The sequence below is a fragment of the Myroides sp. 1354 genome, assembly GCF_030324495.1.
Lineage (GTDB): Bacteria > Bacteroidota > Bacteroidia > Flavobacteriales > Flavobacteriaceae > Flavobacterium.
Genome location: NZ_JACAGN010000027.1, coordinates 1 through 23,735, shown reverse-complemented (window position 1 = coordinate 23,735; position 23,735 = coordinate 1). Strand labels below are relative to the sequence as shown.

Sequence of the window (23,735 nt, the reverse complement as noted above, 5' to 3'; positions counted from 1 at the left end):
ACCCAAGAGGAGATTGACTGGACGGACTTTAATACGACCAACGAAAGCTTCACTTTAGTCAACGATCAATTGACCATTACGGATTCAGATGGCAACACCGTTGCTTTAGATGTAAAAGATATTGCAAATAATTCCACTTTTGTTACGCAATTAGGTAATAATGAAAGTTTTATTACTACGATTGTCAACAAATTAGCGGGTAAATACGGAAATGTAGTTTACAATGTAACGGAGAAGAAATTCTACCACATCAAAACCGATGGAACCCAAGAGGAGATTGACTGGACAGACTTTAATACAGTAAACGAAAGCTTCACTTTAGTCAACGATCAATTGACCATTACGGATTCTGATGGAAACACTGTAGCATTGGACGTTGAAGAAATCGCCAGCAATACGAAATTCATTACCAAGTTGACAGAAAATGAAAACTTGATTAACAACATCGTCAATAAATTAGCGGGTAAATACGGAAACGTCGTTTACAATGTGACAGAAAAGAAATTCTACCACATTAAAACCGACGGAACCCAAGAAGAGATTGACTGGACGGATTTCAATACAGTGAATGAAAGCTTCACTTTAGTCAATGATCAATTGACCATTACGGATTCGGATGGCAATACCGTTGCTTTAGATGTAGAGGAAATCGCTAGCAATACGAAGTTCATTACCAAGTTGACAGAAAATGAAAACTTGATCAACAACATCGTCAATAAATTAGCGGGTAAATACGGAAATGTCGTTTACAATGTGACAGAAAAGAAATTCTACCACATTAAAACCGATGGAACCCAAGAAGAGATTGACTGGACGGACTTTAATACAGTGAATGAAAGCTTCACTTTAGTCAACGATCAATTGACCATTACAGATTCGGATGGAAATACCGTTGCTTTAGATGTAGAAGAAATCGCCAGCAATACGAAGTTCATTACCAAGTTGACAGAAAATGAAAACTTGATCAACAACATCGTCAATAAATTAGCGGGTAAATACGGAAATGTCGTTTACAATGTGACAGAAAAGAAATTCTACCACATCAAAACCGATGGAACCCAAGAGGAGATTGACTGGACGGACTTTAATACAGTGAATGAAAGCTTCACTTTAGTCAACGATCAATTGACCATCACAGATTCAGATGGCAACACCGTTGCTTTAGATGTAAAAGATATTGCGAATAATTCCACTTTTGTTACGCAATTAGGTAATAATGAAAGTTTTATTACTACGATTGTCAACAAATTAGCGGGTAAATACGGAAATGTAGTTTACAATGTAACGGAGAAGAAATTCTACCACATTAAAACCGACGGAACCCAAGAAGAAATTGACTGGACGGATTTCAATACAGTGAATGAAAGCTTCACTTTAGTCAACGATCAATTGACCATCACAGATTCGGATGGAAACACCGTTGCTTTAGATGTAGAGGAAATCGCTAGCAATCAAAAGTTTGTAACTGAGATGATTAACCAATTAAGTGGAAAGTATGGAAATATGGTTTACAACCCAACGTCGAGTAAGTACTTCTACATTAAAGCGGATGGTTCATTAGAGGAGCTTAGTATTGGGGTTACAGCGGATTTAGCAGGAGATATAACAGGGCCTATCGGAACAACTCATTTAGCTAAAATTCAAGGAAATCCTGTAGCAGCTACAACAGTCACTAACGGACAAGCCCTTGTATTTGATGGTACATCATGGGTACCAGGATCGCCAAATGTAGATGTAACGAAGGTTACGGATGGGAAAAATTTATTGTCTGATACTTCGATTACTGTAACTGATGGAACAGCGGCTTTGTTAAAAGAATCAACAATTAAAGTGGCTACTGGTGGAATCACAACGGATCATATTAAAAATGGAACAATTCTTCCAGAAGATTTAGCAGCCTCACCAGCAGCAAACCAAGTGTTAGTAACTGATGTAAATCGCGTACCAGGATGGGCTAATCCATCTGTAATTTCAACATCTCCTTGGTTGGTTCAAGGAACAACAACAATTGCTACCTTAAATACCCAAAATATTTTCCAAACAGGTAAGGTAGCCATTGGAATTAATGAAATCCCAAGTACAGAAACGACGGCTAAATTATATGTAGCGGGTGATGTAGTAACAACAGGAAAGTATTTTACCACCAATGGAGTATATGCGGATTACGTATTTGAAAAATATTTTACAGGTAGTTCAGATATCAAGTTAACTTATGAGTTTAATAGCTTGAAAGACATTGCCAACTTTGTGAAAGAAAATCACCATTTACCAGGGGTAACACCAATTGGAGATTTGACTAAGAACGATAAAGGTTATGGATTTGATTTAACCAATTTATCTGTTGAATTATTAGAGAAAGTAGAAGAATTGTTCTTGCATACCATTGAACAACAAAATCAAATTGATCAACTGAAACAAGAACAAGAAGCTGTTGCAAAACGTTTAGAGCTTATAGAGAAATTAATCGAAAAGAAATAATCAACTTGAGTAATTAACTTCTTCCTGAAAAGCAATTTTCAGGAAGAATTAAAATGTAACAGTGATATGAAAAAACTATATATACTACTGATTCTTCTCAGTTCTATGTTGGTTAAAGGACAAACGCCTGGAGGAGTTCAAGGAGTAACCATTGAGTATTGGTTGTCCGCGGATGAAGTATTATTGAACAACTCCGTGGGTGACGGAGCTAGTATTTCAAATTGGATGGATAAATCAATCCATGCTAGGCATTTTTATAATTCAACAGGATTTACACCGAGATATATTAAATCTGCCATGAACTATCATGCGGCAGTAGAGTTTTACAACGATGAAGAAACAGCTGAGACGGATAGTAGAAGGAGAAAACTAGAATCTATAGGTACGTATCAAGTCGATCCCAATCGATCTTATTATGTGATATGGATTTCTCGTTTGGAAAATGACTCTTTTTCAGGGTCTTTGAAATATGCCCCTGTTTTTACAGTCAATAGTGCTTCAAGTGGAGATAACTATGGATGGATTGCAGGTACAGGAAATGATGCCCAAAAATTATGGCATGAGACAAGAGGAAGTTCATATACCCATAGCCATTTAGGTAAAGCATATGGAATTGGAATCGCTGTGATGCCAAATAAAACGGGAACAGGTGCGTTAGCTCAAAGTCAATATTTAAATGGGTTGGCAAGTACGACGACTATGGCAGCTCGAACCATGGCATCCACGGCCACTAAAAGTATTATTGGAGGTACAGATCCAGGTTCTTCAAATACGTATTATTACTATGGAGAAGTAATGGAGGTAATGGTTTTATCCCGTCCTGCCGGAAGTACTGGTGTAGGGTTAAGTGCAGATGAGTTGAGAAAAATAAATACCCATTTTGCTATTAAATACGGAGTGAGTCTAGATCCATCTACCCCAAATTATATCTTATCAGATGGAACGTTGATTTACAGTGGAATTCAATCTGGTTATACCTTGTACAACAAAGATATATTTGGTATAGCAAGAGACGATGCTAGTGGATTGCATCAGAAACAAGCCATGAGTGCAGATGATCCTGCTTTGGCTATATCTCTAGGCGAATTCAAAGAAACTAATAAAGAGAATTTATCTGAATTGACAGATAAACATGCATTAATTCTTGGAGCGAATGGCTTAACAGGAACGCAATCCTACAGTCATGATACGGGAACAAGTTTCGTGAACTATACGTTGCAAACGCATACAGATCCCATTACAGGTGTTGTTAAACAAGAAAAGTTGACCACTTTGTTCAATTACAAATTGCGAGCAAAAACAACAGGACAAACCTCTTTTACTGTTAATGCAAGAATAGGAATAGGTACGTGGTTGCTAGTGAGTAATACGCCCGATTTTATACCAAGTCAAACACGCATTTATAAAAGTGTAGATGGAGAGATTAGTAATGTTGTTATTAATGATGGTGACTATATTGGATTCACTTCTGAATTTGTTGCCCCAGGGGGTGTAACGAGTGGATTGAGAATGTGGTTGAATGCTTCTCAAAGACAGACCTTATCAGTGAGTAGTGGAGAAATTCAAAACTGGACAGATTACTCTGGAATCGGAACTACTTACCGCAAGAAAGTATCGAATAATTCAGCACCTCAATACGTAGAACAAGATGAAAGAACTAATTATCATCCAACGCCAGTATTTAGAGGCGCTAAGGATTATCTAATTACAGATAAAGCCGCTATGTCTAAGGCAATACCAGATGATGTAGCTTTCTATGCTGTTGTCAATCACAACTTTGCTACATCAAGGTCTTATTTTATTGGTTTCGGACAACAGTCTCCTGGAACCAATGCCCGACGACCTGCATTTGGAGTGTATAGAGGAAGTGAAAGCAATGGAGATTTAGATGGAAAAGGACGTATGGGCTCAACGGGATTATCGAACAGTCCAAGTCGTTTGTTTAATGCTGGAGCAACAACAATTGCTGGATACCATTGGAAAGTAGGAACAGGCGTTACTTTTGAATTTGATGGAGGACATTCTGAGTTCGTTAACCATAAATACAATAACGTCTTGATGAACGGACCTGGAATGTTAGGTTTGGGAAGTTCGTCCAGTTCCTATTATTTACAAGGAGTAATGCCAGAAGTAATCCTTTATGAAGGGATATTGACAGCCAACGAAAAAGAACGTATCAACTCTTATCTTGGGTTGAAATATGCGATTACGATTAAACTCGGTACAGTAGGAAGTCCCAATTTCAATTACCTCTTATCCGATAATACATCAGTATGGAATGGAAATGCAACGGCAAATCGAAATTTTCACCACAATGTAGCAGGTGTAGTTCGAGATGATAATGCAGATTTGTATAATCATCAAGCCAAATCAACCGACTTAGGGGCTATTGTCCATATGGGAGTAGGTACAAAAATAGGATTAGATCCCGTACTAGGAAGTATTATTCACGATAAATCTGCTCTTGTTTGGGGGCATAATGATGGCGCTTTGACGCGTTATTCTTTTGCAGGAAATCAACAGATTTGTGGAGAAATGGATTCTCGTCTAACTGGAAGGATTTGGATGGTAGAGAATACCAATTTTGATCAAAGTATCTTGGTTCGTGCTGCAACGAGTGATTTTCCTTATAATGGATCAAATTGGCAGGTGTTTTTACTTGTAGCGGATTCACCAACGAAATTGACAAATAATCAATGGGATCGCGTTATTCCGATGGATTTCCTATATGAAGGGCATCAGGTCAATTATAAATTCCCGAAAGATCAATATACCTACTTCACCTTTGCAGCCAAAGCACTACCTGGAATCTGTGAATCTTGTGATTTTTCAGGGATAAAAAAACTAGAATTTACCAAGACCAATTGGGCGAAAGGATCAACTGCAAATACTTATAATTTAGGTGATGGATTTACAGCTGATGTGAAAGTAACCATTGAATCGCCAGCGACTTTGAGAAGTCGTTATCCACGTCCATCTTCACTGAAATCACTTCGTGAATACAGACGAAGAGGAGTGGGGGATAATGCCATGGTAACGGAAGTAACCCTGAAACAAGGTTCTTCTTTACGAGCAGCAGCTACTTCTTTTGAGATTTTTGAAATTGATCGTTATGGAGGGCGATTTTCCGATGTAGAAGTGTATGGTGTTTGTGGAAGCGGTATTGTTATGCCAAATCTCAGCTATACAGCCAAGAAGAATTCGTATCGCATTGCGGGTAATAAAGCCAAAGGGTATACCTCTTCTAGTTATGCCTCACCAAAAGGAAGAATGTATGTAGAATTTGACGTACCAGTAGAGAAGATTTATGTCGTACATAAATTTACGGGTAGAAACGGTTCTGGAACGATGCGCATTGGAATTGGACCGATGGAATTCTATTGTTTACCACCAACACCAACACCAAATGAAGAAGGATTGATTTTTACAAAACAAGGACCACCAGAAATGTTGTTGTGTGAGGAAGCAGTGTATACCTTCCGTATATCGAATACAAATTGTGCGCCTTATCAAGTCAATTTCTCCGATGTATTACCAGTAGGAATGCAATGGGTTGGGGAATCTTTAGCTGTAGATGAAACGGCTATTGCTCAGGCAACAATAAATAATTATGAACATGGACGTACTTTAGATATTCAAAATTTAATCGTACCAGGAACAGCTACTCTGACGTTTAGAGCTAGAGCTATTTTTGATCGAGAGGCTCAACCAGGTACGTATGAAAATCGAGGAAAGTTGAGTTATCAACCGCTAACAGGGACACCTCGAACGATCGAATTACTAAGTTGCGACCGTTTGTTAATTGGGTGTGAACCAACGAGAACTGTAGCAACTGGAGACCCAACAATTAGACCATTGCCAATCGAAGTCATTAGCACAACTTCTGATAAAGGTTGTTATAAAGAAAATGATGTAGTAACGGTGTTTCTAAAAGTAAAAAATCCAAATGCATTCAATCTCGAGAATATGTTACTTGAATTGGATTATAACGAAGAGTTTAGTTATGTCAATAATTCAATAACCTCTTCTACAATCAGTTTTGGAGGATCTGTTTTAGTGGATACGGCTGAAGCGGGAAGTATCTTGATTGAAGATTTTGTTTTACCGCCAGGAGAACATATGATTTCCTTTAAGATTAAAGCACCAACGGCAGCTAATTTAGTTATGGTGGATATCGATCCATTAGATCCTTCGCAAGGACAGATTGAAACACCTTTGTTCATTGACTATGACTTAATCAATGAGTCGGATGATGCCTGTTTGAATGCTAGTACATCCAATGCTTATGGATCATTAGAAATGGCTTATTGTGTCGTTTGTTATTATGATCCAGTAGTAGGAGATAACGGAAATATTCTGGATTCTTCTGGTTATTTGGTTATTACAACATTGAATAGGCCAGATAGGAGCTGGATTCCAAGTAGAGGTAATGCTTTTATGGTCTTAGAATCTAAAACAAAAGGAATGGTAATTTCGCGTTTGACTACGACTCAAATTATGCAATTATCTCCAGTGGCAGGTATGTTAGTATATGATACGACACTACACTGTTTAAAGATGTTTAATGGTACAACTTGGGGCTGTTTAGACCAAGGATGTGTGGATGAATAGTTAATCTTTGTGGAAGAGAGAGGTCTATTCTCATCCTCTTTTTTCCACATTTTTAAAATGGAATCGCTATGATAAATAAGATAAATAGACCTATAATATACGTATTTCTTGTTGTTTGCTTAAGCATAGGTACGACATGGGGACAAACGGCTATAGGAAAAAAAGAGGTGGAAAACGCTACTGTTTTATTGGATTTTAAAGCCAATGATTCTCGCGGAATTATCTTGCCTTGGGTGACAAAAGCGCAAGATGTAGTTACCCCAGTGGGCGGAACCGTGATTTTTGATTCTCAAGATAAAAAGGTGAAATACTACAAAGGGGGAACGGATGCTGGATGGATGGATTTATCAATTCATGCTGGAGAAGTAGATTTAAGTATTCAACAAGGGGCAACAGAAGATACAAATGTAACACCTACGGTAATAGGAAGTCGAACTTCTTCAGCTAGTGGAGTTCTTGTACTTGAATCCACAACAAAAGCAATGGTATTACCAAAAATGGAAAGCCCACATTTGAATATTTTAAGCCCTCAGCCAGGAACCATGGCTTTTGATACTGTATCTAAGATGCTTTGTATTTTTAATGGAACTGAATGGTCTTTTTGGAAAGTTCAATGATAGTATCGCCTTGTAAATATGATAATAACAGCAAGTACAGCTTAAAAATTCTAGAACATGAAAAAGACAAAGTATACGATGGAACTCACCTTCATGCTTTTAGCAGGTGTAGTTCAAGCACAAAATACAACTCAACCCATATTGGTGAACCAGGGGGTAATATTTGTTGCATCAAATGAAATATTAGCCACTCGTTTTGATTTTATCAATACAACAGAAGGAAAAGTAGTGAATGATGGAACGGTTTACTTTTTCCGCAACTTCAATAATGATGGTTATTATGAGTTTAGCGGCCTAGGGAAGAGTAAAAGCAATAGTAAAGCTGTTTTTAGTCGATATGAAGGAGAAGAGGGCATTCAAACTATTAGTGGTAATGCTTTTTCCAAATTTTTTGATATTGAACTAAACAACAGTCAATCTGAGGTTGCATTTGATCTTAAAAACAGTATAGATGTATTTGGAACCTTAAATTTTAACAACGGAATAATAAGAGTAGATGAATCTAAAAACCCAGCAACGAATGATTCCTACGGCATATTAACTTTTCATCAAGGAGCCTTAGCAACAAATACGAGTGACCGTTCGCATGCGGAGGGAAAGGTGGAAAAAATAGGAAGTGAACCATTTGAGTTTCCTATTGGAGATCAAAAGTACTTTCGACAAGCCACGATTGGTGCTCCGAAAGATAAAGAAACTGTTGTCGCCGAATATCGATTTAATGATACTGCTTTCTTTGAATCTCGCAAGGGAATCACAGGGGTTATAAAAGAGCTGAATAACAGGGAATATTGGAAGTTAGAAGGAACATCAAAAGAAGTAGAAACCGTTATTCTAAGTCTAAGTTGGGATGAACGCACAACATTGCCTTCGTTGCTGACTGATATAGAGCGGGAACTTCATATTTTGCGTTGGGATGAGAAACAACAGTTATGGGTAGATGAAGGTGGTGTTGTAGATATGTCTACCAAAACCGTAACTACACCTACTAAAATTAAAAACTTCGGATATTTTACCCTGGGTACTGTAAAAGAAGATTGGATTATAGCGGGAGATGTCGTGATCTATAACTTAGTAACGCCAGATGGTGATGGCAAAAACGACTACTTTATTATTGACAATATTCGCAAATACCCCAATAATCGAGTAGAAATTTACAACCGCTGGGGAGTTCGCGTTTTTGAAACAACCAATTACGACTTCAATGGAGATGGAAGTGCCAATGTCTTTCGTGGATATTCGGATGGTAAAATCACAGTGGATAAAAATAAAAAATTACCAAGTGGGACCTACTATTATATTGTAACCTATGAATATAAAGATGACAAGGGGAGCAGAATGATTAAGAAAGCAGCTAATTTACATTTAGAGACCAATTAAACCACAAAAACATGAGACTAAAAAAGACAACACGTGCCGTATTTCTTCTAAGCCTAGGTTGGGTTGGTATAACGCAAACTTATGCTCAGCAAGATCCACAATATACACAATACATGTATAATCACTCTAATATTAACCCTGCTTATGCAGGAAGTAAAGAGGGACTACAGATATTCGGTTTGTACCGCACGCAATGGGTAGGGTTAGAAGGAGCTCCTAAAACAGCGACTTTATCCGTTAATACGCCGTTGGGAGATTCTGGATTGGGATTAGGAGTGAGCTTTGTTAATGATCATTTGGGAGTAATGGATGACAATACACTGTCTGTTGATTTATCCTATGCGGTTAACTTAAACCACGATTATAAATTGGCTTTCGGGTTAAAGGGATCGGCGAACTTATTAGACGTAAATTACAGTAAATTACATATTTATAATCCAACAGACCCTGTAGCGGAAGATGATATTAAAAATGAATTTTCACCCAATATAGGAGCGGGATTATTCTTGTATTCTGATAAAGCCTATGTCGGATTATCCGCTCCTCATCTCTTGACGAGATCGAGGTATGATGATAACGAAGTCAAAACACTACGCCAAAAAATGCACCTGTATTTAACTGGGGGATATGTATTTGATTTAAATCCCAATCTAAAATTTAAGCCTGCAGCTATGGTTAAAATGGAGCAAGGATCACCTTTGCAAGTGGATATTAGTGCGAACTTTATGTTCCTAGATAAATTTACACTTGGAGCTGCTTATCGTTGGGATGCTGCAGTAAGTGGATTGGTCGGGTTTCAAATATCTGAAAATATTATGGTTGGCTATAGTTATGATGCAGAAACAAGTAAGTTGGCGCGTTATAATTCAGGCTCTCATGAAATATTTATGCGTTTTAGTTTGTTTAACAGTTATAAGCGCGTTGCCGCGCCAAGGTTCTTCTAAAAGAAAGTATTATGGTAAAACAAAGCATACAAGTTGGAATATTGACCCTTGTCTTGAGTCTTGGACATCTAGGCTATGGTCAGATTAAAAAAGAAAAACAAGCCGATAAAAGTTTTGATCGTACCGCTTATATCGACGCTATTCAGATTTATGAACGAATAGCTGAAAAAGGTTATGTCAATGCGTCGCTATTACAACATTTAGCCGATGCCTATTATTTCAATGGAAAATTAGTCGAAGCAAATAAATGGTATATGGAACTGTTTGAAGGACAGTATGAAAATAAAAATGTAGGCGAATTGCCTTCAGAATACTATTATCGTTATAGTCAAACATTGAAAGCAGTTCAAGATTATGATAAGGCCAAAGAATTAATGAATCAATTCGCACTCTTAGAAAAACAAGATCAACGTGTAGAAGAATACAATAAGAATAGGGAGTATCTCAAGGATTTGGAAGGGAAATACAAGGAGTATGAGATTCAATTGTTGCCTTTCAATAGCTCCTATTCTGATTACGGAGGTACCGTTTTGGGTGATTATTTGGTCTATACTAGTGCACGTGAAACAACAAATCGCAAGAAAAATAAAATTCACTCTTGGACGAACGAAAGTTATACCGCTTTGTATCAATCAAAATTAAACGGAAATAAAGAAGCAAGTTCGGAGCGATTTCCTATTGATGAGGCAGCTTATGTTAACGATGCTACTGCGGTTTTTACCCAAGATGGCAAAACAATGTTTTTTACGCGAAACAATGCGAAATCAAACGGTAAGAGCAAGCAAAATAAGACACATCATTCAACATTGAAGATTTATAAGGCTTTAAAGCAAACGGATGGGACGTGGGGACAAGTAACGGAATTGCCATTGAATTCGGATAATTTCAATACTGCCCATCCGGCTTTAACTCCTGATGGTAAATGGCTGTACTTCGCATCAGATCGAAAGGGAACCATCGGACAATCGGATTTGTATCGTGTGGCTATTTATGCCCATGATGGCTATGGTCCAGTTGAAAATTTAGGCACAGTAATTAATACAGAAGGAAGAGAGAGTTTTCCTTTTATTTCAGCAGATTACCAATTGTATTTCGCTTCTGATGGACATCCTGGTTTAGGGGGAATGGACGTTTTTAAGGCTAGAATAAATCCCGATGGCAGTTTTGATACTGTGATAAATATGGGAGAACCCATCAATAGTAGTATGGATGACTTTGGATTTTACCTGGATGTAAAAGAAAGAAAAGGATTTGTTAGTTCAAATCGTGCAGGAGGAAAAGGAGCGGATGATATTTATGCCGTTACAGAAAGGTATTGTAAACAAAGTTTAGAAGGAAAGGTCTATGATTTGGATCGTAACGAAATACTTGCTCATGCTGCTATTATTGTTTCTGATGGATTGTATCAAAAAAGCGATACGCTTTGGACAAATGCCCAAGGAATCTATCGTATTTCGGATTTAAATTGTGGCTTAAAATACAGAATTAGAGTAGAAAAAGAAGGGTATAATACAGTGGAAGTAGCGTTCAAACTCAAATACGAAGCAGAAAGTGCAACAGCTATTGATATTGGACTAGAAAGTAGTACAAAGCCCTTACAAATTAACGATGACCTATTTAAGCGTTTACAATTGAAACCTATTTATTTCGACTTTGATAAGGCAATCATTCGCAACGATGCTGCTATTGAATTGATGAAGATTGTAGAGGTTATGCAAGCGCATCCAACAATGAAAATAGATGTTCGATCCCATACAGATAGTAGAGGGAATGATACCTATAATTTGAATCTATCCGATCGTCGTGTGAAAGCCACTATTCAGTGGATGACGAAACAAGGAATTGAAGCCAGTCGTCTGACTGGACGTGGCTATGGAGAAACACAATTGCTCAATTCATGTAGCAATGGAGTTAGTTGCACAGAAACTGAGCATCAAGTGAATAGACGCAGTGAATTTATTATTATTGCCCTATAAATGCAACAACACAATTAGCCCATAGTCGCATAGAGAAGCTTTTTAAAATCTATTTTAAAAAGAAAGTGTATTCAGCTGTTCTACCCCTTGAACAGCTGAATATTTTTTTGGTAAAGTGCCAATAATAAGGCAATTGAATATTGTTCGAGGTATTGTCAATACTACAAAGTGAGAGTGTTTTTACTAATAAAAATCGCTAAATGAAAAGAGTATGTTTGTATTTGTTTTTTATTATTTCACATAATAATTGTAACTTATATTATTATTTTGGCTTTAATTTGGATTTTTTTGTTTAAATTTATGTAAAATATTGCTTTATAATGAAAAATACTACCTTTGACAACTATGCTTTGTATGATGCCAATGGAACTAAACATGATTTTATGTTTATGGAAATTGATCAAGTTTTACAATTGGGCGCTACCTGTCTATCTGCTTTAAATCAACAAGGTTTTTTTAAGGTCATTTATATTACGGAAGGAGAAGGTATATATTATGCCGATTGGCAGGCATTTGAATTGAAAAAGGGAGATATTTGTTTTGTAGGTAATTTTCAACAACAGCGATGGAGTGTGGACAAGAGTATCAAAGGGTATATCATCAATTTTAAATCAGTGTTTCTTACCAAGTTCATTACCAATCATTTGTTTGTACAAGAACTCGCTTTTTTCAATAGATTTACCACGCATAATGTATTGGAAAATCACGCTTTAAGCAATCGAGTGGAACATGCTATTCAAAGCATGTTACATGAATTAAAACTTGAAATACATAAGGATATTAATTTGATACGCATTTACTTATTGGAAATTTTATTAGTATCTAAACGAAAAATTGACCGCATCAATCAAGTAAAAAATGAAAGTGTAAATTCCAACATTCTAGTAGAACAATTTGAACAGTTGATTGAAAATCATTTTTACGAATACAAATTCCCAAAAGAGTATGCGAAGCACTTAAGAGTGACGCCTAATTATCTGAATAGTATTTGTAGAAGGATGAGGGAAAAATCAGCTGGTGATTTAATTCGAGATCGAATCTTGCTAGAGAGTAAAAGACTTTTAATGACAACAAATTTATCAGCCAGTGAAATAGCCTATCGGTTGAATTTTAAAGACAGTTCTTATTTTACGCGTTTTTTTAAAAAGTATGTCGATCTGACCCCTGATGAGTACCGAAAAAATAATTAAATTAGGAGTGTCGCTTAAGGTATTAAATCAATCATATAGCAAAGGGGATAGAAAACAATAAAGCGAAACCGAAGGATGATCCGTTTCGCTTTTATATACGAGTTAATCTTCTTCCTCCATCAAAAAATCAGTTAAGATTTTTTGCATTTCCTCAATAGTAACTACATGTGTATCTGGGTGTTGTTTTAACCAGTTCGCATTGAGTGAAACCAAATCCTCAGTGGGAAAGGTTTTATCTTCTAATAATTGACTGATGTCTTTACCCTTTTCTAAGGGTTGTTGTAGAAATTTAGCGAGCTTTATTTTGCTAAAGAGTTTCATTTGGCGCATTTGTTTTTCAAAATAAGCCAAGTGTTCAGATGCAGCCATAGCAGATAAACCTGCTTGTATAATTTCAATCAAATCCATATCCCATTGCGTTTTGTGGATAAAAGCAGCAAGACCTTCAGTTTTAACTGTATTATAGTAGTAATCTACACAATAACTCGCAAATGCATCAGGATGTAATTCATCGTCTCCAACTTCTGCATGACGAAGGTAATTGACAACAGAAATATTAGAATGTACAATTGTTATCGCAGCAGTACTAGCTAAGGCATCTGTAGACAACAAAATAGATGGAAATTCTCTCATGTTTGATTAAATTAAAGAACAAAGGTAAATCAATTGAGAAGGAAATCATAGTTTGTTTTCGAGGTTTTTCTTCCTTCTTCTTTTGTGGTATAGCTAAGAGAGATAATTTGTAGAAAAGGCTTATTTTTGGTTTTTAATAAAGTTAAAAATCTATGAATAGGATTTTCTTTCTTATTTTCATGTTTATTTCCGCTTCGTTTTGTTATGCTCAAGATTTTCAAAATGCTGAAAGGGATATGCAAAGAGAAGATAAGATAAAAACTCACTTTGGTCTTGTAGGAGGGTATAACCATTCTAGGGTTAGTAAATTTTATAATGCACGTCATAAAGGTGGTTTTTATGCAGGTGCTATGCTGGAGCTTGTTGGTAAAAAAAATGTTTCTGTCCAATTTGATTTAGTATATACGCAAATGGGAGTGAGATTGAAAAATCAAGAAACGCTATTAAGTCCAAGCCAAAATGATCGTATTATCATGAATTACTTGGCTTTATCTTATGTTGGTAAATACCATGTTGAACAATTTTATCTTCAAGGAGGATTTCAACTTGCTTTGCTTTTAAAGGCGAAAGAGGAAGTGGATGGGAGTACAACATCAAGTAGAGAATTATCTACACCCTATGATGGTGGAATAATTCTAGGCTGTGGATATAATATTACGAAGAATTTATATATTGATGTTCGAGGGTATATTGGGCTTCAAAGTATTTACAAAGAAGAATTAGAATTAGTAGAAAAATACAATTATAACTTAAGTTTCGGCTTGGGCTTTAAATTTTAAACTTGCTAAGTAAGGAAACCTATTGTGTTTAGTTTTAACAGAGATTATCTATTTTAAAGTATAAAAAAAGGGAACGTTTAGTTCCCTTTTTATGTATTGAGCCAATTAAAGCTTGCGTCTTTTCATTTCTGTTTCAATCAAATCTAATTCGCGATTCGTTTGCCCTTTTACTGAAGTATTTTCTTGAGCGCGGCGAATTAAATACGGAATTACATCGCGTACAGGACCAAATGGAAGATACTTCGCTACATTGTAATTTGCTTTCGCTAAATTAAAGCTAATATTATCACTCATTCCGTATAATTGACCAAAGAATAATCGTTTATCGTGGTGAGCAATATGATGTTTCTCCATTAATTCCATGACTAATTTTGAACTGTTTTCATTGTGTGTACCTGCAAATAAAGCCATGCAATCCATGTTTTCTAACATAAAGGTAACTCCCGCATCGTAGTTGATATCCGTTGCTTGTTTGTCTATACAAATAGGTGATTTATAGCCTTTTTGTCCAGCGCGTTCTCTTTCAATTTCCATATAAGCTCCGCGAACCACTTTCATACCAATGTGGAAACCTTCTGCTTTTGCAAGAATATGTAAATCTTTCAAAAACTGTAAACGATCCCAACGATACATTTGTGCAGTATTGTAAATCAACGCCTTTTCTTTGTTGTATTTGCGCATCATATCCAATACAATCGCATCTGCTGCATCTTGCATCCAACTGTGTTCAGCGTCAATTAACAACAAGACATCGTTGTCATAAGCAAATTTACAAGCCATATTGAATCGGTACACAATGCGTTCCCATTCTTTTTCTTCCTCAGTTGTAAAAGATTTGCCTTCACCTTTCTTCACGAACATATCAAAACGACCAAACCCAGTTGGTTTGAAAACCGCAAACGGAATCGCATCGGGTCTAGCCTTAGCAAATTCAATCGTTTTAATGGTCATGTTTAAAGCCGCATCAAACTGTTCTTCGGTTTCTTTTCCCTCTACAGAATAGTCTAACACTGATGCAACACCTCCCTGATTGTACATTTTGTCCACTACACTCAAACAATCTTCTTCGTTTATTCCACCACAAAAGTGGTCAAAAACCGTCGATCGTATTAAACCTGTTACGGGTAAATGAGTTTTGATGGCAAAATTAGCTAAAGAGGACCCCATTTTTACAAGTGTGGGTTTGCTAATCATTTTAAATAAAAAGTGAGCTCTTTTTAACTCCTTATTATTCTTAAGTGCAAAAGCTACTTCTGTATTGTTAAATAAATTTTTCATTATTTGCTAATAATAACTGTTGTGCAAATATAGCTACTCTTTTAGTTTTTATTCAAATATTTATACTTTACTTTGTATAGAAAATGAATTTAAATGATAAAAGTAGAAACAGCGGATTATCCTATTTATTTTGGAGTAGAAAGTTATGCAATTTTAGGTGACTTTTTGAACGAAAAACAATACAGTAAGTTGCTGATTTTAACAGATTCAACTTGTAATGAACTTTGTTTACCTCATTTTTTAGCCCATCTTCCCACAACAATTCCCTTTGAAATTGTAGAAATTGAACCAGGTGAAACGGCTAAAGACCTTGCAACCTGTGAAGGAGTATGGTCGGCTATGCTTGATTTAGAACTCGATCGACACAGCGCTCTGATTACTGTTGGTGGAGGAGTAGTTTCTGATTTAGGCGGTTTTGTAGCTTCTGTCTACCTAAGAGGGATTGACTGTTTTGTAGTTCCTACTACGTTATTAGCCATGGTTGACGCTTCTGTTGGTGGAAAAACTGGAGTTGATTTACAAGGTGCGAAGAATGTGATTGGCGCGTTTTCTATGCCCCAAATGGTTGTGATTGACGCTTCATATTTGGAAACCCTAGAGCCAAGAGAATTAAAATCAGGTTATGCTGAGATGTTGAAACATGGGTTGATTTATGATGAAAGCTATTTTAATCATTTAAAAAATATAGCACAAGTAGATTTTACCGATATTGAAACGTTGATTTATCATTCTGTGGTCATCAAAAGTCAAATTGTTCAAGAAGATCCGAAAGAAGCTGGATTGCGCAAAATATTAAACTTTGGTCATACAATAGGCCATGCAATAGAAAGCTATTATTTGATAAATCCAACAAAAAATCGTATGTTGCACGGAGAGGCAATTGCGATAGGGATGATCATAGAAGCCTATATCTCAACTGTTATTTTAGGATTAAAGCAAGAGCTTTATCAAGAAATCAAAGAGTCTATCCAATATATCTATGGGAAAGAAATGTTTTCTGAAACCGATGTGGAAGAAATCCTCGTTTGGTTGAAGTTTGATAAGAAAAATAGAGCAGGAGTGATTCGAATGGTTTTATTAGCAGATATTGGACAGTGTTCTTATAATATTGAGGTGTCTAAGGATTTGATTGCTAAAGGGTTTGAGGATTATTTAAAATAGTAATGATTTTAACCGCGTTTTTGGAAATTCAATTTAATATTTTGTTACATTTGCGCTCGTGAAAATAGATGTTTTATATAGTAGATTATGTGTTTCTTCACGAAGGAACACGAGGCGTTTTGTGAGGAAGCAAAAGGCTAATTTTGTATATACTATTATTAAATATTCAAAGGAAGCATTGAACTCATTTCGTTTTAGACACAAGCTTCCCATTGTATTTGCCAATATTAGAGTTTGAAAAGCGGTTTCATTACCGTTTAAATTACAATAATTAATAACTTTTAAAATTGACTTTTCAAATGAATACAAAATACGTTGACTTAATCAATCAAACTTTTTACTTCCCACAAGAGGAGTTTAAATTGAATAAAGACAATCTTCAATTTCACAATATCGATTTAATGGGATTAGTTGAAAAATACGGATCACCATTAAAATTTACTTATCTACCTAAAATTTCTGACAATATTGCGAAAGCAAAAGGAATGTTCAGAAAGGCAATGGAGAAAAATAAATATAAAGGAAATTATTATTATTGCTATTGTACAAAAAGTTCTCATTTTTCTTATGTGTTAAATGAAGCTTTTAAAAATGATATACACGTAGAAACATCTTCTGCTTTTGACGTTAATATCGTTGAGAAATTACTGGAGACAGGAAAAATAAACAAAGATACTTTTGTTATTTGCAATGGATTCAAACGCGCTCAATATATTGACAATATTGCGAACTTGATCAACAATAAGCACGAAAAAACAATCCCTATTATTGATAACTATGAGGAATTGGATTTATTGCAGGATCAAATTGAGAAAAAATTCAAAATTGGTATTCGTATTGCGTCAGAGGAGTCTCCTAAATTTGAATTCTATACTTCTCGTTTGGGAATAGGATATAAAAGTATTGTTCCTTTCTACAGAAAACAAATTGCTGAAAATCCTAAGGTAGAATTGAAAATGTTACACTTTTTCATTAATACGGGAATTCGCGATACGGCCTATTACTGGAATGAATTGGTAAAATGTTTGAAAGTATATATTACATTGAAAAAGGAGTGTCCTACTTTAGATAGTTTGAATATCGGTGGTGGCTTCCCAATCAAAGATTCATTAGCTTTTGAATTTGATTACCAATATATGGTAGACGAAATCATCAACCAAATTAAAATCGTTTGTGATGAGGCAGAAGTAGAAGTTCCCAATATCTTTACAGAGTTTGGATCTTACACTGTAGGAGAAAGTGGTGGAGCGATTTATGAAATTTTGTACCAAAAACAACAAAATGACAGAGAGAAATGGAATATGATCGATTCTTCTTTCATTACAACTTTACCAGATTCTTGGGCAATTAACAAAAGATTCATCATGTTGCCAATTAACCGTTGGAATGATGCTTATGAGCGTATTTTGTTAGGTGGATTGACTTGTGATAGTGATGATTATTACAATTCAGAACAAAACTTAAACGCGATTTATTTGCCAAAGTATAACAAAGAAAAACCGTTGTATATTGGATTTTTTAATACAGGGGCTTATCAGGATACGATTGGCGGATTTGGTGGTATTCACCACTGTTTAATTCCGCAGCCGAAACACATTCTAATTGACAAGGATGAAAACGGAATTATCGCATCTGAATTGTTCTCTGAACAACAAACGGCAGATGAAGTTTTAGAAATATTAGGTTACAACAGAAATAAATAAACAATAAAATTAAAAGATTAATAAAATGAGTAAAGGACCAATTAGTCAGTTTATTGAGCATCAATATAGACACTTTAATGCTGCTGCATTAGTAGATGCTGCAAAAGGATACGAATTGCATTTAGCAGAAGGTGGAAAAATGCTTATCTCTATGGGAGGAGCAATGAGTACAGCAGAATTGGGTATTTCATTAGCTGAAATGATCCGTCAAGATAAAGTTCACTTTATTTCTTGTACTGGAGCAAACTTAGAGGAAGACGTAATGAATTTAGTCGCTCACTCTCACTATAAAAGAGTACCGAACTATAGAGATTTGACGCCTGAGCAAGAAAGAGAATTGTTAGACAATCACTATAACCGTGTAACAGATACTTGTATTCCTGAAGAAGAAGCATTCCGTCGTTTACAAAAACACTTAGAAGACGTATGGCATGCTGCTGAAGCAAAAGGAGAACGTTATTTTCCACACGAATTCTTATATCAAGTAGTAAATTCTGGTGTATTAGAACAATACTATGAAATCGATCCTAAAGATTCTTGGATTGTTGCAGCAGCAGAGAAAAACTTACCAATCGTTGTTCCAGGATGGGAAGATTCAACTTGTGGTAATATCTTTACTTCAAACGTAATCAAAGGAAAATTAAATGTACACACAGTAAAATCTGGAATTGAATACATGATTTTCTTAACCGAGTGGTACCGTGCTAATTCAGGTGGTAAAGGAGTAGGGTTCTTTCAAATCGCAGGTGGTATCTCGGGTGATTTCCCTATCTGTGTTGTTCCAATGATGTACCAAGATTTAGAGTGGGAAGATGTTCCTTTCTGGGCTTATTTCTGTCAAATCTCTGACTCTACAACGTCTTATGGATCTTATTCAGGGGCTGTGCCTAACGAAAAGATTACATGGGGTAAATTAGATGTGGATACACCGAAATACGTAATTGAATCAGATGCAACAATTGTGGCTCCATTAGTGTTTGCATACATTTTAGGTCAGTAATGAATAGATAAAAAATCTTGATAAAAATAAGGTCATTTTATTTGTTAATTAGGATTTAGCTATTACATTTGAAAACGAAATAAAGCAATAAATATAAAATGAAGAGAGTAATTGTTGATTACGCGAAATTAACAAACGAAATTTTGACACTTTTAGTGGAAAAGTTTCCTGATGGTTATGACGATTCAGATATTATTCGTTTTAAAAATATTAAAAACGAAACTGTTGAGGCTGTTGAAGTGAGAACGGAAGACACCATCTATTTAGTTAAAGTAAGTACTAAGTTAGCCGATCGTATTGAAAATTTCGATGACGAAGATGAAGATGATTTTGTAGATCCTGCAGATGATTCATTAGACGCATTGAAAGATTTAGAAATTGCTGACGAAGAAGATTAACAGTTTCAAGTAATATATAAGGTGTAAAGGGCTATCGCATTGCGATAGCCCTTTTTTTGTTTATTCTTAAAGAACAGCGTGGAGAATGACGCTTGATTTCACACTGTTGAAATTTAACGCATAGCGAAAACTTGTACAAACTCCCCCTCGTTCATGTTTGTTAATTGATTTTTAATGTTTTTTTCTGCTAATTATAGTCTTAACAAAATTGATTTTAACAATTTGGGACTTATGGTCATGGGATTTAGTGCTTGCTTTTTTAGCATTAACTAAAAATTGATGGATAAATGGTTACAAAATTGATTTTAGTATAATTGCGATAAATTATAGTTCGTGATTTTTGTCTACTTACTCATTCAATTTAGGAGTCAATAAGACAAAATATAGTTTTTTATTTTTTTAGTATTCACATTTTGTTTTACTTTTCTGTATTTTATAATTTTTAATATAGTTGTGTGTTTTGTTTAAATTTCGTGGTAATTGATAGTTAAATATGTTTTTTATTGAATTTTTTTTACTCTTTTAATGAAATTTGTATAAATCGTTTTTGGGTTTGTAGAGATAATTTATAGTTTAAAAAAAAGAAGTATGAAAAGACAATTAATTCCACTGATGGCACTTGTTTTAAGTGGCTCAGCAATGGCTCAAGTAGGTATAGGAACTAAAAAGCCTGCCAATTCTGCACAATTAGATATTGTATCGCCTAATAAAGGGGTATTGTTACCTAGGATTGAGTTGATTGCAGAGAATGATCGTGCTCCTATTATTGGAGAGATGGTTGAGAGTTTATTAATTTACCACATCGGTAATAGTGTATTGGAGTCCGGTTTTTATTATTGGGAAAATAATAAATGGAAGCGTTTACAAGCAACTGACTCTGTTTCTGATAGAATGAATAATAGTTTTACCATTGGGCCTAATCCTGATAAAAATGGTGAAGAATCTTTGATTATTACCGATACAAAAAATCACAGCGTTTATTTATCTATCGCTTCTATCGCCAATAATGAAGAGTTTATTAAAAATTTAGTTGAAAATCAAGAATTTATTACACAGTTGGGTGACAACATTGAATTCATCAATCAAATTATCAATAACGAAGAGTTTATTACTAACATTATCAATGAGTTAAACAATACCTATGGCAATGTTGGATATGATACAACAACGAATCAGTTCTTTTACTATGATGCAGATGGCAACCCGGTAACGATTGACATTTCTACCTTAACGAATACGAAGATCCAAAGCTTTGTCGTAGATCAAGCCAACAATGTATTAGTGATTACCGATACGGACAATACGCGCTTTGAAGTTACCCTGGATGAATTGGGAGCAGCGATTGCCAACAATGAAGTATTCATCACGGAGTTGGGTGACAACATCGAATTCATCAATCAAATTACCAATAACGAAGAATTTATAAACAACATTATCAATGAGTTAAACAATATCTATGGCAATGTCGGATATGATACAACAACGAATCAGTTCTTTTACTATGATGCAGATGGCAACCCGGTAACGATTGACATTTCTACCTTAACGAATACGAAGATCCAAAGCTTTGTCGTAGATCAAGCTAATAATGTATTAGTGATTACCGATACGGACAATACGCGTTTTGAAGTTACCCTAGACGAATTGGGAGCAGCGATTGCCAACAATGAAGTATTCATCACGGAGCTAGGTGACAACATTGAATTCATCAATCAGATTACCAATAACGAAGAATTCATCACCAACATCATTGAAGAATTAAACAATACCTATGGTAATGTCGGATATGATACAACAACGAATCAGTTCTTTTATTACGATGCAGATGGCAACCCGGTAACGATTGACATTTCTACCTTAACGAATACGAAGATCCAAAGCTTTGTAGTGGATCAAGCTAATAATGTATTAGTGATTACCGATACGGACAATACGCGTTTTGAAGTTACCCTAGACGAATTGGGAGCAGCGATTGCCAACAATGAAGTATTCATCACGGAGTTGGGTGACAACATCGAATTCATCAATCAGATTACCAATAATGAAGAATTCATCACTAACATCATTGAAGAATTAAACAATACCTATGGCAATGTTGGATATGATACAACAACGAATCAGTTCTTCTACTATGATGCAGATGGTAACCCGGTAACGATTGACATTTCTACCTTAACGAATACAAAAATCCAAAGCTTTGTCGTGGATCAAGCTAATAATGTATTAGTGATTACCGATACGGACAATACGCGTTTTGAAGTTACCCTAGACGAATTGGGAGCAGCGATTGCCAACAATGAAGTATTCATCACGGAGCTAGGTGACAACATTGAATTCATCAATCAGATTACCAATAATGAAGAATTCATCACCAACATCATTGAAGAATTAAACAATACCTATGGCAATGTCGGATATGATACAACAACGAATCAGTTCTTTTACTATGATGCAGATGGCAACCCGGTAACGATTGACATTTCTACCTTAACGAATACGAAGATCCAAAGCTTTGTCGTAGATCAAGCCAACAATGTATTAGTGATTACTGATACGGACAATACGCGTTTTGAAGTTACCCTAGACGAATTGGGAGCAGCGATTGCCAACAATGAAGTATTCATCACGGAGTTGGGTGACAACATTGAATTCATCAATCAGATTACCAATAATGAAGAATTCATCACCAACATCATTGAAGAATTAAACAATACCTATGGCAATGTCGGATATGATACAACAACGAATCAGTTCTTTTACTATGATGCAGATGGCAACCCGGTAACGATTGACATTTCTACCTTAACGAATACAAAAATCCAAAGCTTTGTCGTAGATCAAGCTAATAATGTATTAGTGATTACCGATACGGACAATACGCGCTTTGAAGTTACCCTGGATGAATTGGGAGCAGCGATTGCCAACAATGAAGTATTCATCACGGAGTTGGGTGACAACATTGAATTCATCAATCAAATTACCAATAACGAAGAATTTATAAACAACATTATCAATGAGTTAAACAATACCTATGGCAATGTCGGATATGATACAACAACGAATCAGTTCTTTTATTACGATGCAGATGGTAACCCGGTAACGATTGACATTTCTACCTTAACGAATACAAAAATCCAAAGCTTTGTCGTAGATCAAGCTAATAATGTATTAGTGATTACCGATACGGACAATACGCGCTTTGAAGTTACCCTGGATGAATTGGGAGCAGCGATTGCCAACAATGAAGTATTCATCACGGAGTTGGGTGACAACATTGAATTCATCAATCAAATTACCAATAACGAAGAATTTATAAACAACATTATCAATGAGTTAAACAATACCTATGGCAATGTCGGATATGATACAACAACGAATCAGTTCTTTTATTACGATGCAGATGGCAACCCGGTAACCATTGACATTTCTACCTTAACGAATACAAAGATCCAAAGCTTTGTCGTAGATCAAGCCAACAATGTATTAGTGATTACCGATACGGACAATACGCGTTTTGAAGTTACCCTGGATGACTTAGGCGCAGCGATTGCCAATAACGATGTATTTGTAACCAATTTAGTTGAAAATCA

At 35.6% G+C, this 23,735-nt stretch carries 14 protein-coding genes and 1 pseudogene; 13 read left to right on the top strand and 2 right to left on the bottom strand.

Translation table 11 applies throughout. The annotated features are described in order from the left end of the window. From HX004_RS17210 to HX004_RS17180, 7 genes are all read left to right on the top strand, one after another. A partial coding sequence (locus HX004_RS17210; RefSeq protein ID WP_286444032.1) for a TroA family protein occupies positions 1–2,478 on the top strand: 2,478 nt, incomplete at its 5' end. Positions 2,479–2,544: 66 nt separating this feature from the next. Beyond that, complete coding sequence (locus HX004_RS17205; protein WP_286444030.1) at positions 2,545–7,089, top strand: DUF8202 domain-containing protein; 4,545 nt, start codon at positions 2,545–2,547, stop codon at positions 7,087–7,089. A 68-nt stretch (positions 7,090–7,157) separates the two neighbouring features. After that, on the top strand, positions 7,158–7,706 hold the full coding sequence (locus tag HX004_RS17200; protein WP_286444028.1) for a phage tail-like protein: 549 nt from the start codon (positions 7,158–7,160) through the stop codon (positions 7,704–7,706). A 57-nt stretch (positions 7,707–7,763) separates the two neighbouring features. After that, on the top strand, positions 7,764–9,083 hold the full coding sequence (locus tag HX004_RS17195) for a T9SS type B sorting domain-containing protein (protein WP_286444026.1): 1,320 nt from the start codon (positions 7,764–7,766) through the stop codon (positions 9,081–9,083). Positions 9,084–9,094: 11 nt separating this feature from the next. Next, positions 9,095–10,027 carry a PorP/SprF family type IX secretion system membrane protein gene (locus HX004_RS17190; RefSeq protein ID WP_286444024.1) on the top strand — a complete coding sequence of 311 codons (933 nt, stop codon included), beginning with the start codon at positions 9,095–9,097 and terminating at the stop codon, positions 10,025–10,027. Between the two features lie 11 nt (positions 10,028–10,038). After that, the gene (locus HX004_RS17185) at positions 10,039–12,003 is read left to right on the top strand and encodes an OmpA family protein (protein WP_286444023.1); all 1,965 of its coding nucleotides are present in this window, start codon (positions 10,039–10,041) and stop codon (positions 12,001–12,003) included. Between the two features lie 320 nt (positions 12,004–12,323). Continuing rightward, positions 12,324–13,193 carry an AraC family transcriptional regulator gene (locus tag HX004_RS17180; protein WP_286444020.1) on the top strand — a complete coding sequence of 290 codons (870 nt, stop codon included), beginning with the start codon at positions 12,324–12,326 and terminating at the stop codon, positions 13,191–13,193. A 102-nt stretch (positions 13,194–13,295) separates the two neighbouring features. Here the strand turns inward: HX004_RS17180 and HX004_RS17175 are convergent, their stop codons facing one another. Beyond that, positions 13,296–13,826, bottom strand: coding sequence for a DMP19 family protein (locus tag HX004_RS17175; protein WP_286444018.1), 531 nt, complete (start codon positions 13,824–13,826; stop codon positions 13,296–13,298). Between the two features lie 152 nt (positions 13,827–13,978). On the opposite strand from HX004_RS17175, the gene HX004_RS17170 reads away from it, so the two are divergent. After that, the gene (locus HX004_RS17170; RefSeq protein ID WP_286444016.1) at positions 13,979–14,605 is read left to right on the top strand and encodes a porin family protein; all 627 of its coding nucleotides are present in this window, start codon (positions 13,979–13,981) and stop codon (positions 14,603–14,605) included. 105 nt (positions 14,606–14,710) lie between these two features. Here HX004_RS17170 and HX004_RS17165 read toward each other — a convergent pair whose 3' ends face one another. Next, the gene (locus HX004_RS17165; RefSeq protein WP_286444014.1) at positions 14,711–15,883 is read right to left on the bottom strand and encodes a proline dehydrogenase family protein; all 1,173 of its coding nucleotides are present in this window, start codon (positions 15,881–15,883) and stop codon (positions 14,711–14,713) included. 93 nt (positions 15,884–15,976) lie between these two features. On the opposite strand from HX004_RS17165, the gene aroB reads away from it, so the two are divergent. From aroB to HX004_RS17140, 5 genes and pseudogenes are all read left to right on the top strand, one after another. Further along, on the top strand, positions 15,977–17,044 hold the full coding sequence (aroB, locus tag HX004_RS17160; RefSeq protein ID WP_286444012.1) for a 3-dehydroquinate synthase: 1,068 nt from the start codon (positions 15,977–15,979) through the stop codon (positions 17,042–17,044). Between the two features lie 299 nt (positions 17,045–17,343). Further along, complete coding sequence (locus HX004_RS17155; protein ID WP_286444009.1) at positions 17,344–18,747, top strand: type III PLP-dependent enzyme domain-containing protein; 1,404 nt, start codon at positions 17,344–17,346, stop codon at positions 18,745–18,747. A gap of 25 nt (positions 18,748–18,772) precedes the next feature. Further along, positions 18,773–19,747 carry a deoxyhypusine synthase family protein gene (locus HX004_RS17150; protein WP_002985058.1) on the top strand — a complete coding sequence of 325 codons (975 nt, stop codon included), beginning with the start codon at positions 18,773–18,775 and terminating at the stop codon, positions 19,745–19,747. 98 nt (positions 19,748–19,845) lie between these two features. Further along, positions 19,846–20,142 (top strand): annotated as a pseudogene (locus HX004_RS17145) (DNA primase); the annotation flags it as partial. A gap of 591 nt (positions 20,143–20,733) precedes the next feature. After that, a partial coding sequence (locus tag HX004_RS17140) for a phage tail-like protein (RefSeq protein WP_286444007.1) occupies positions 20,734–23,735 on the top strand: 3,002 nt, incomplete at its 3' end.

Excerpts from the sequence above, each read along its gene's own strand:
- HX004_RS17190 (WP_286444024.1), top strand. The coding sequence starts at position 9,095 with ATGAGACTAAAAAAGACAACACGTGCCGTATTTCTTCTAAGCCTAGGT.
- HX004_RS17165 (WP_286444014.1), bottom strand. The coding sequence starts at position 15,883 with ATGAAAAATTTATTTAACAATACAGAAGTAGCTTTTGCACTTAAGAAT.
- HX004_RS17185 (WP_286444023.1), top strand. The coding sequence starts at position 10,039 with ATGGTAAAACAAAGCATACAAGTTGGAATATTGACCCTTGTCTTGAGT.
- HX004_RS17180 (WP_286444020.1), top strand. The coding sequence starts at position 12,324 with ATGAAAAATACTACCTTTGACAACTATGCTTTGTATGATGCCAATGGA.
- HX004_RS17175 (WP_286444018.1), bottom strand. The coding sequence starts at position 13,826 with ATGAGAGAATTTCCATCTATTTTGTTGTCTACAGATGCCTTAGCTAGT.
- HX004_RS17200 (WP_286444028.1), top strand. The coding sequence starts at position 7,158 with ATGATAAATAAGATAAATAGACCTATAATATACGTATTTCTTGTTGTT.
- aroB (WP_286444012.1), top strand. The coding sequence starts at position 15,977 with ATGATAAAAGTAGAAACAGCGGATTATCCTATTTATTTTGGAGTAGAA.
- HX004_RS17195 (WP_286444026.1), top strand. The coding sequence starts at position 7,764 with ATGAAAAAGACAAAGTATACGATGGAACTCACCTTCATGCTTTTAGCA.
- HX004_RS17155 (WP_286444009.1), top strand. The coding sequence starts at position 17,344 with ATGAATACAAAATACGTTGACTTAATCAATCAAACTTTTTACTTCCCA.
- HX004_RS17150 (WP_002985058.1), top strand. The coding sequence starts at position 18,773 with ATGAGTAAAGGACCAATTAGTCAGTTTATTGAGCATCAATATAGACAC.
- HX004_RS17205 (WP_286444030.1), top strand. The coding sequence starts at position 2,545 with ATGAAAAAACTATATATACTACTGATTCTTCTCAGTTCTATGTTGGTT.
- HX004_RS17170 (WP_286444016.1), top strand. The coding sequence starts at position 13,979 with ATGAATAGGATTTTCTTTCTTATTTTCATGTTTATTTCCGCTTCGTTT.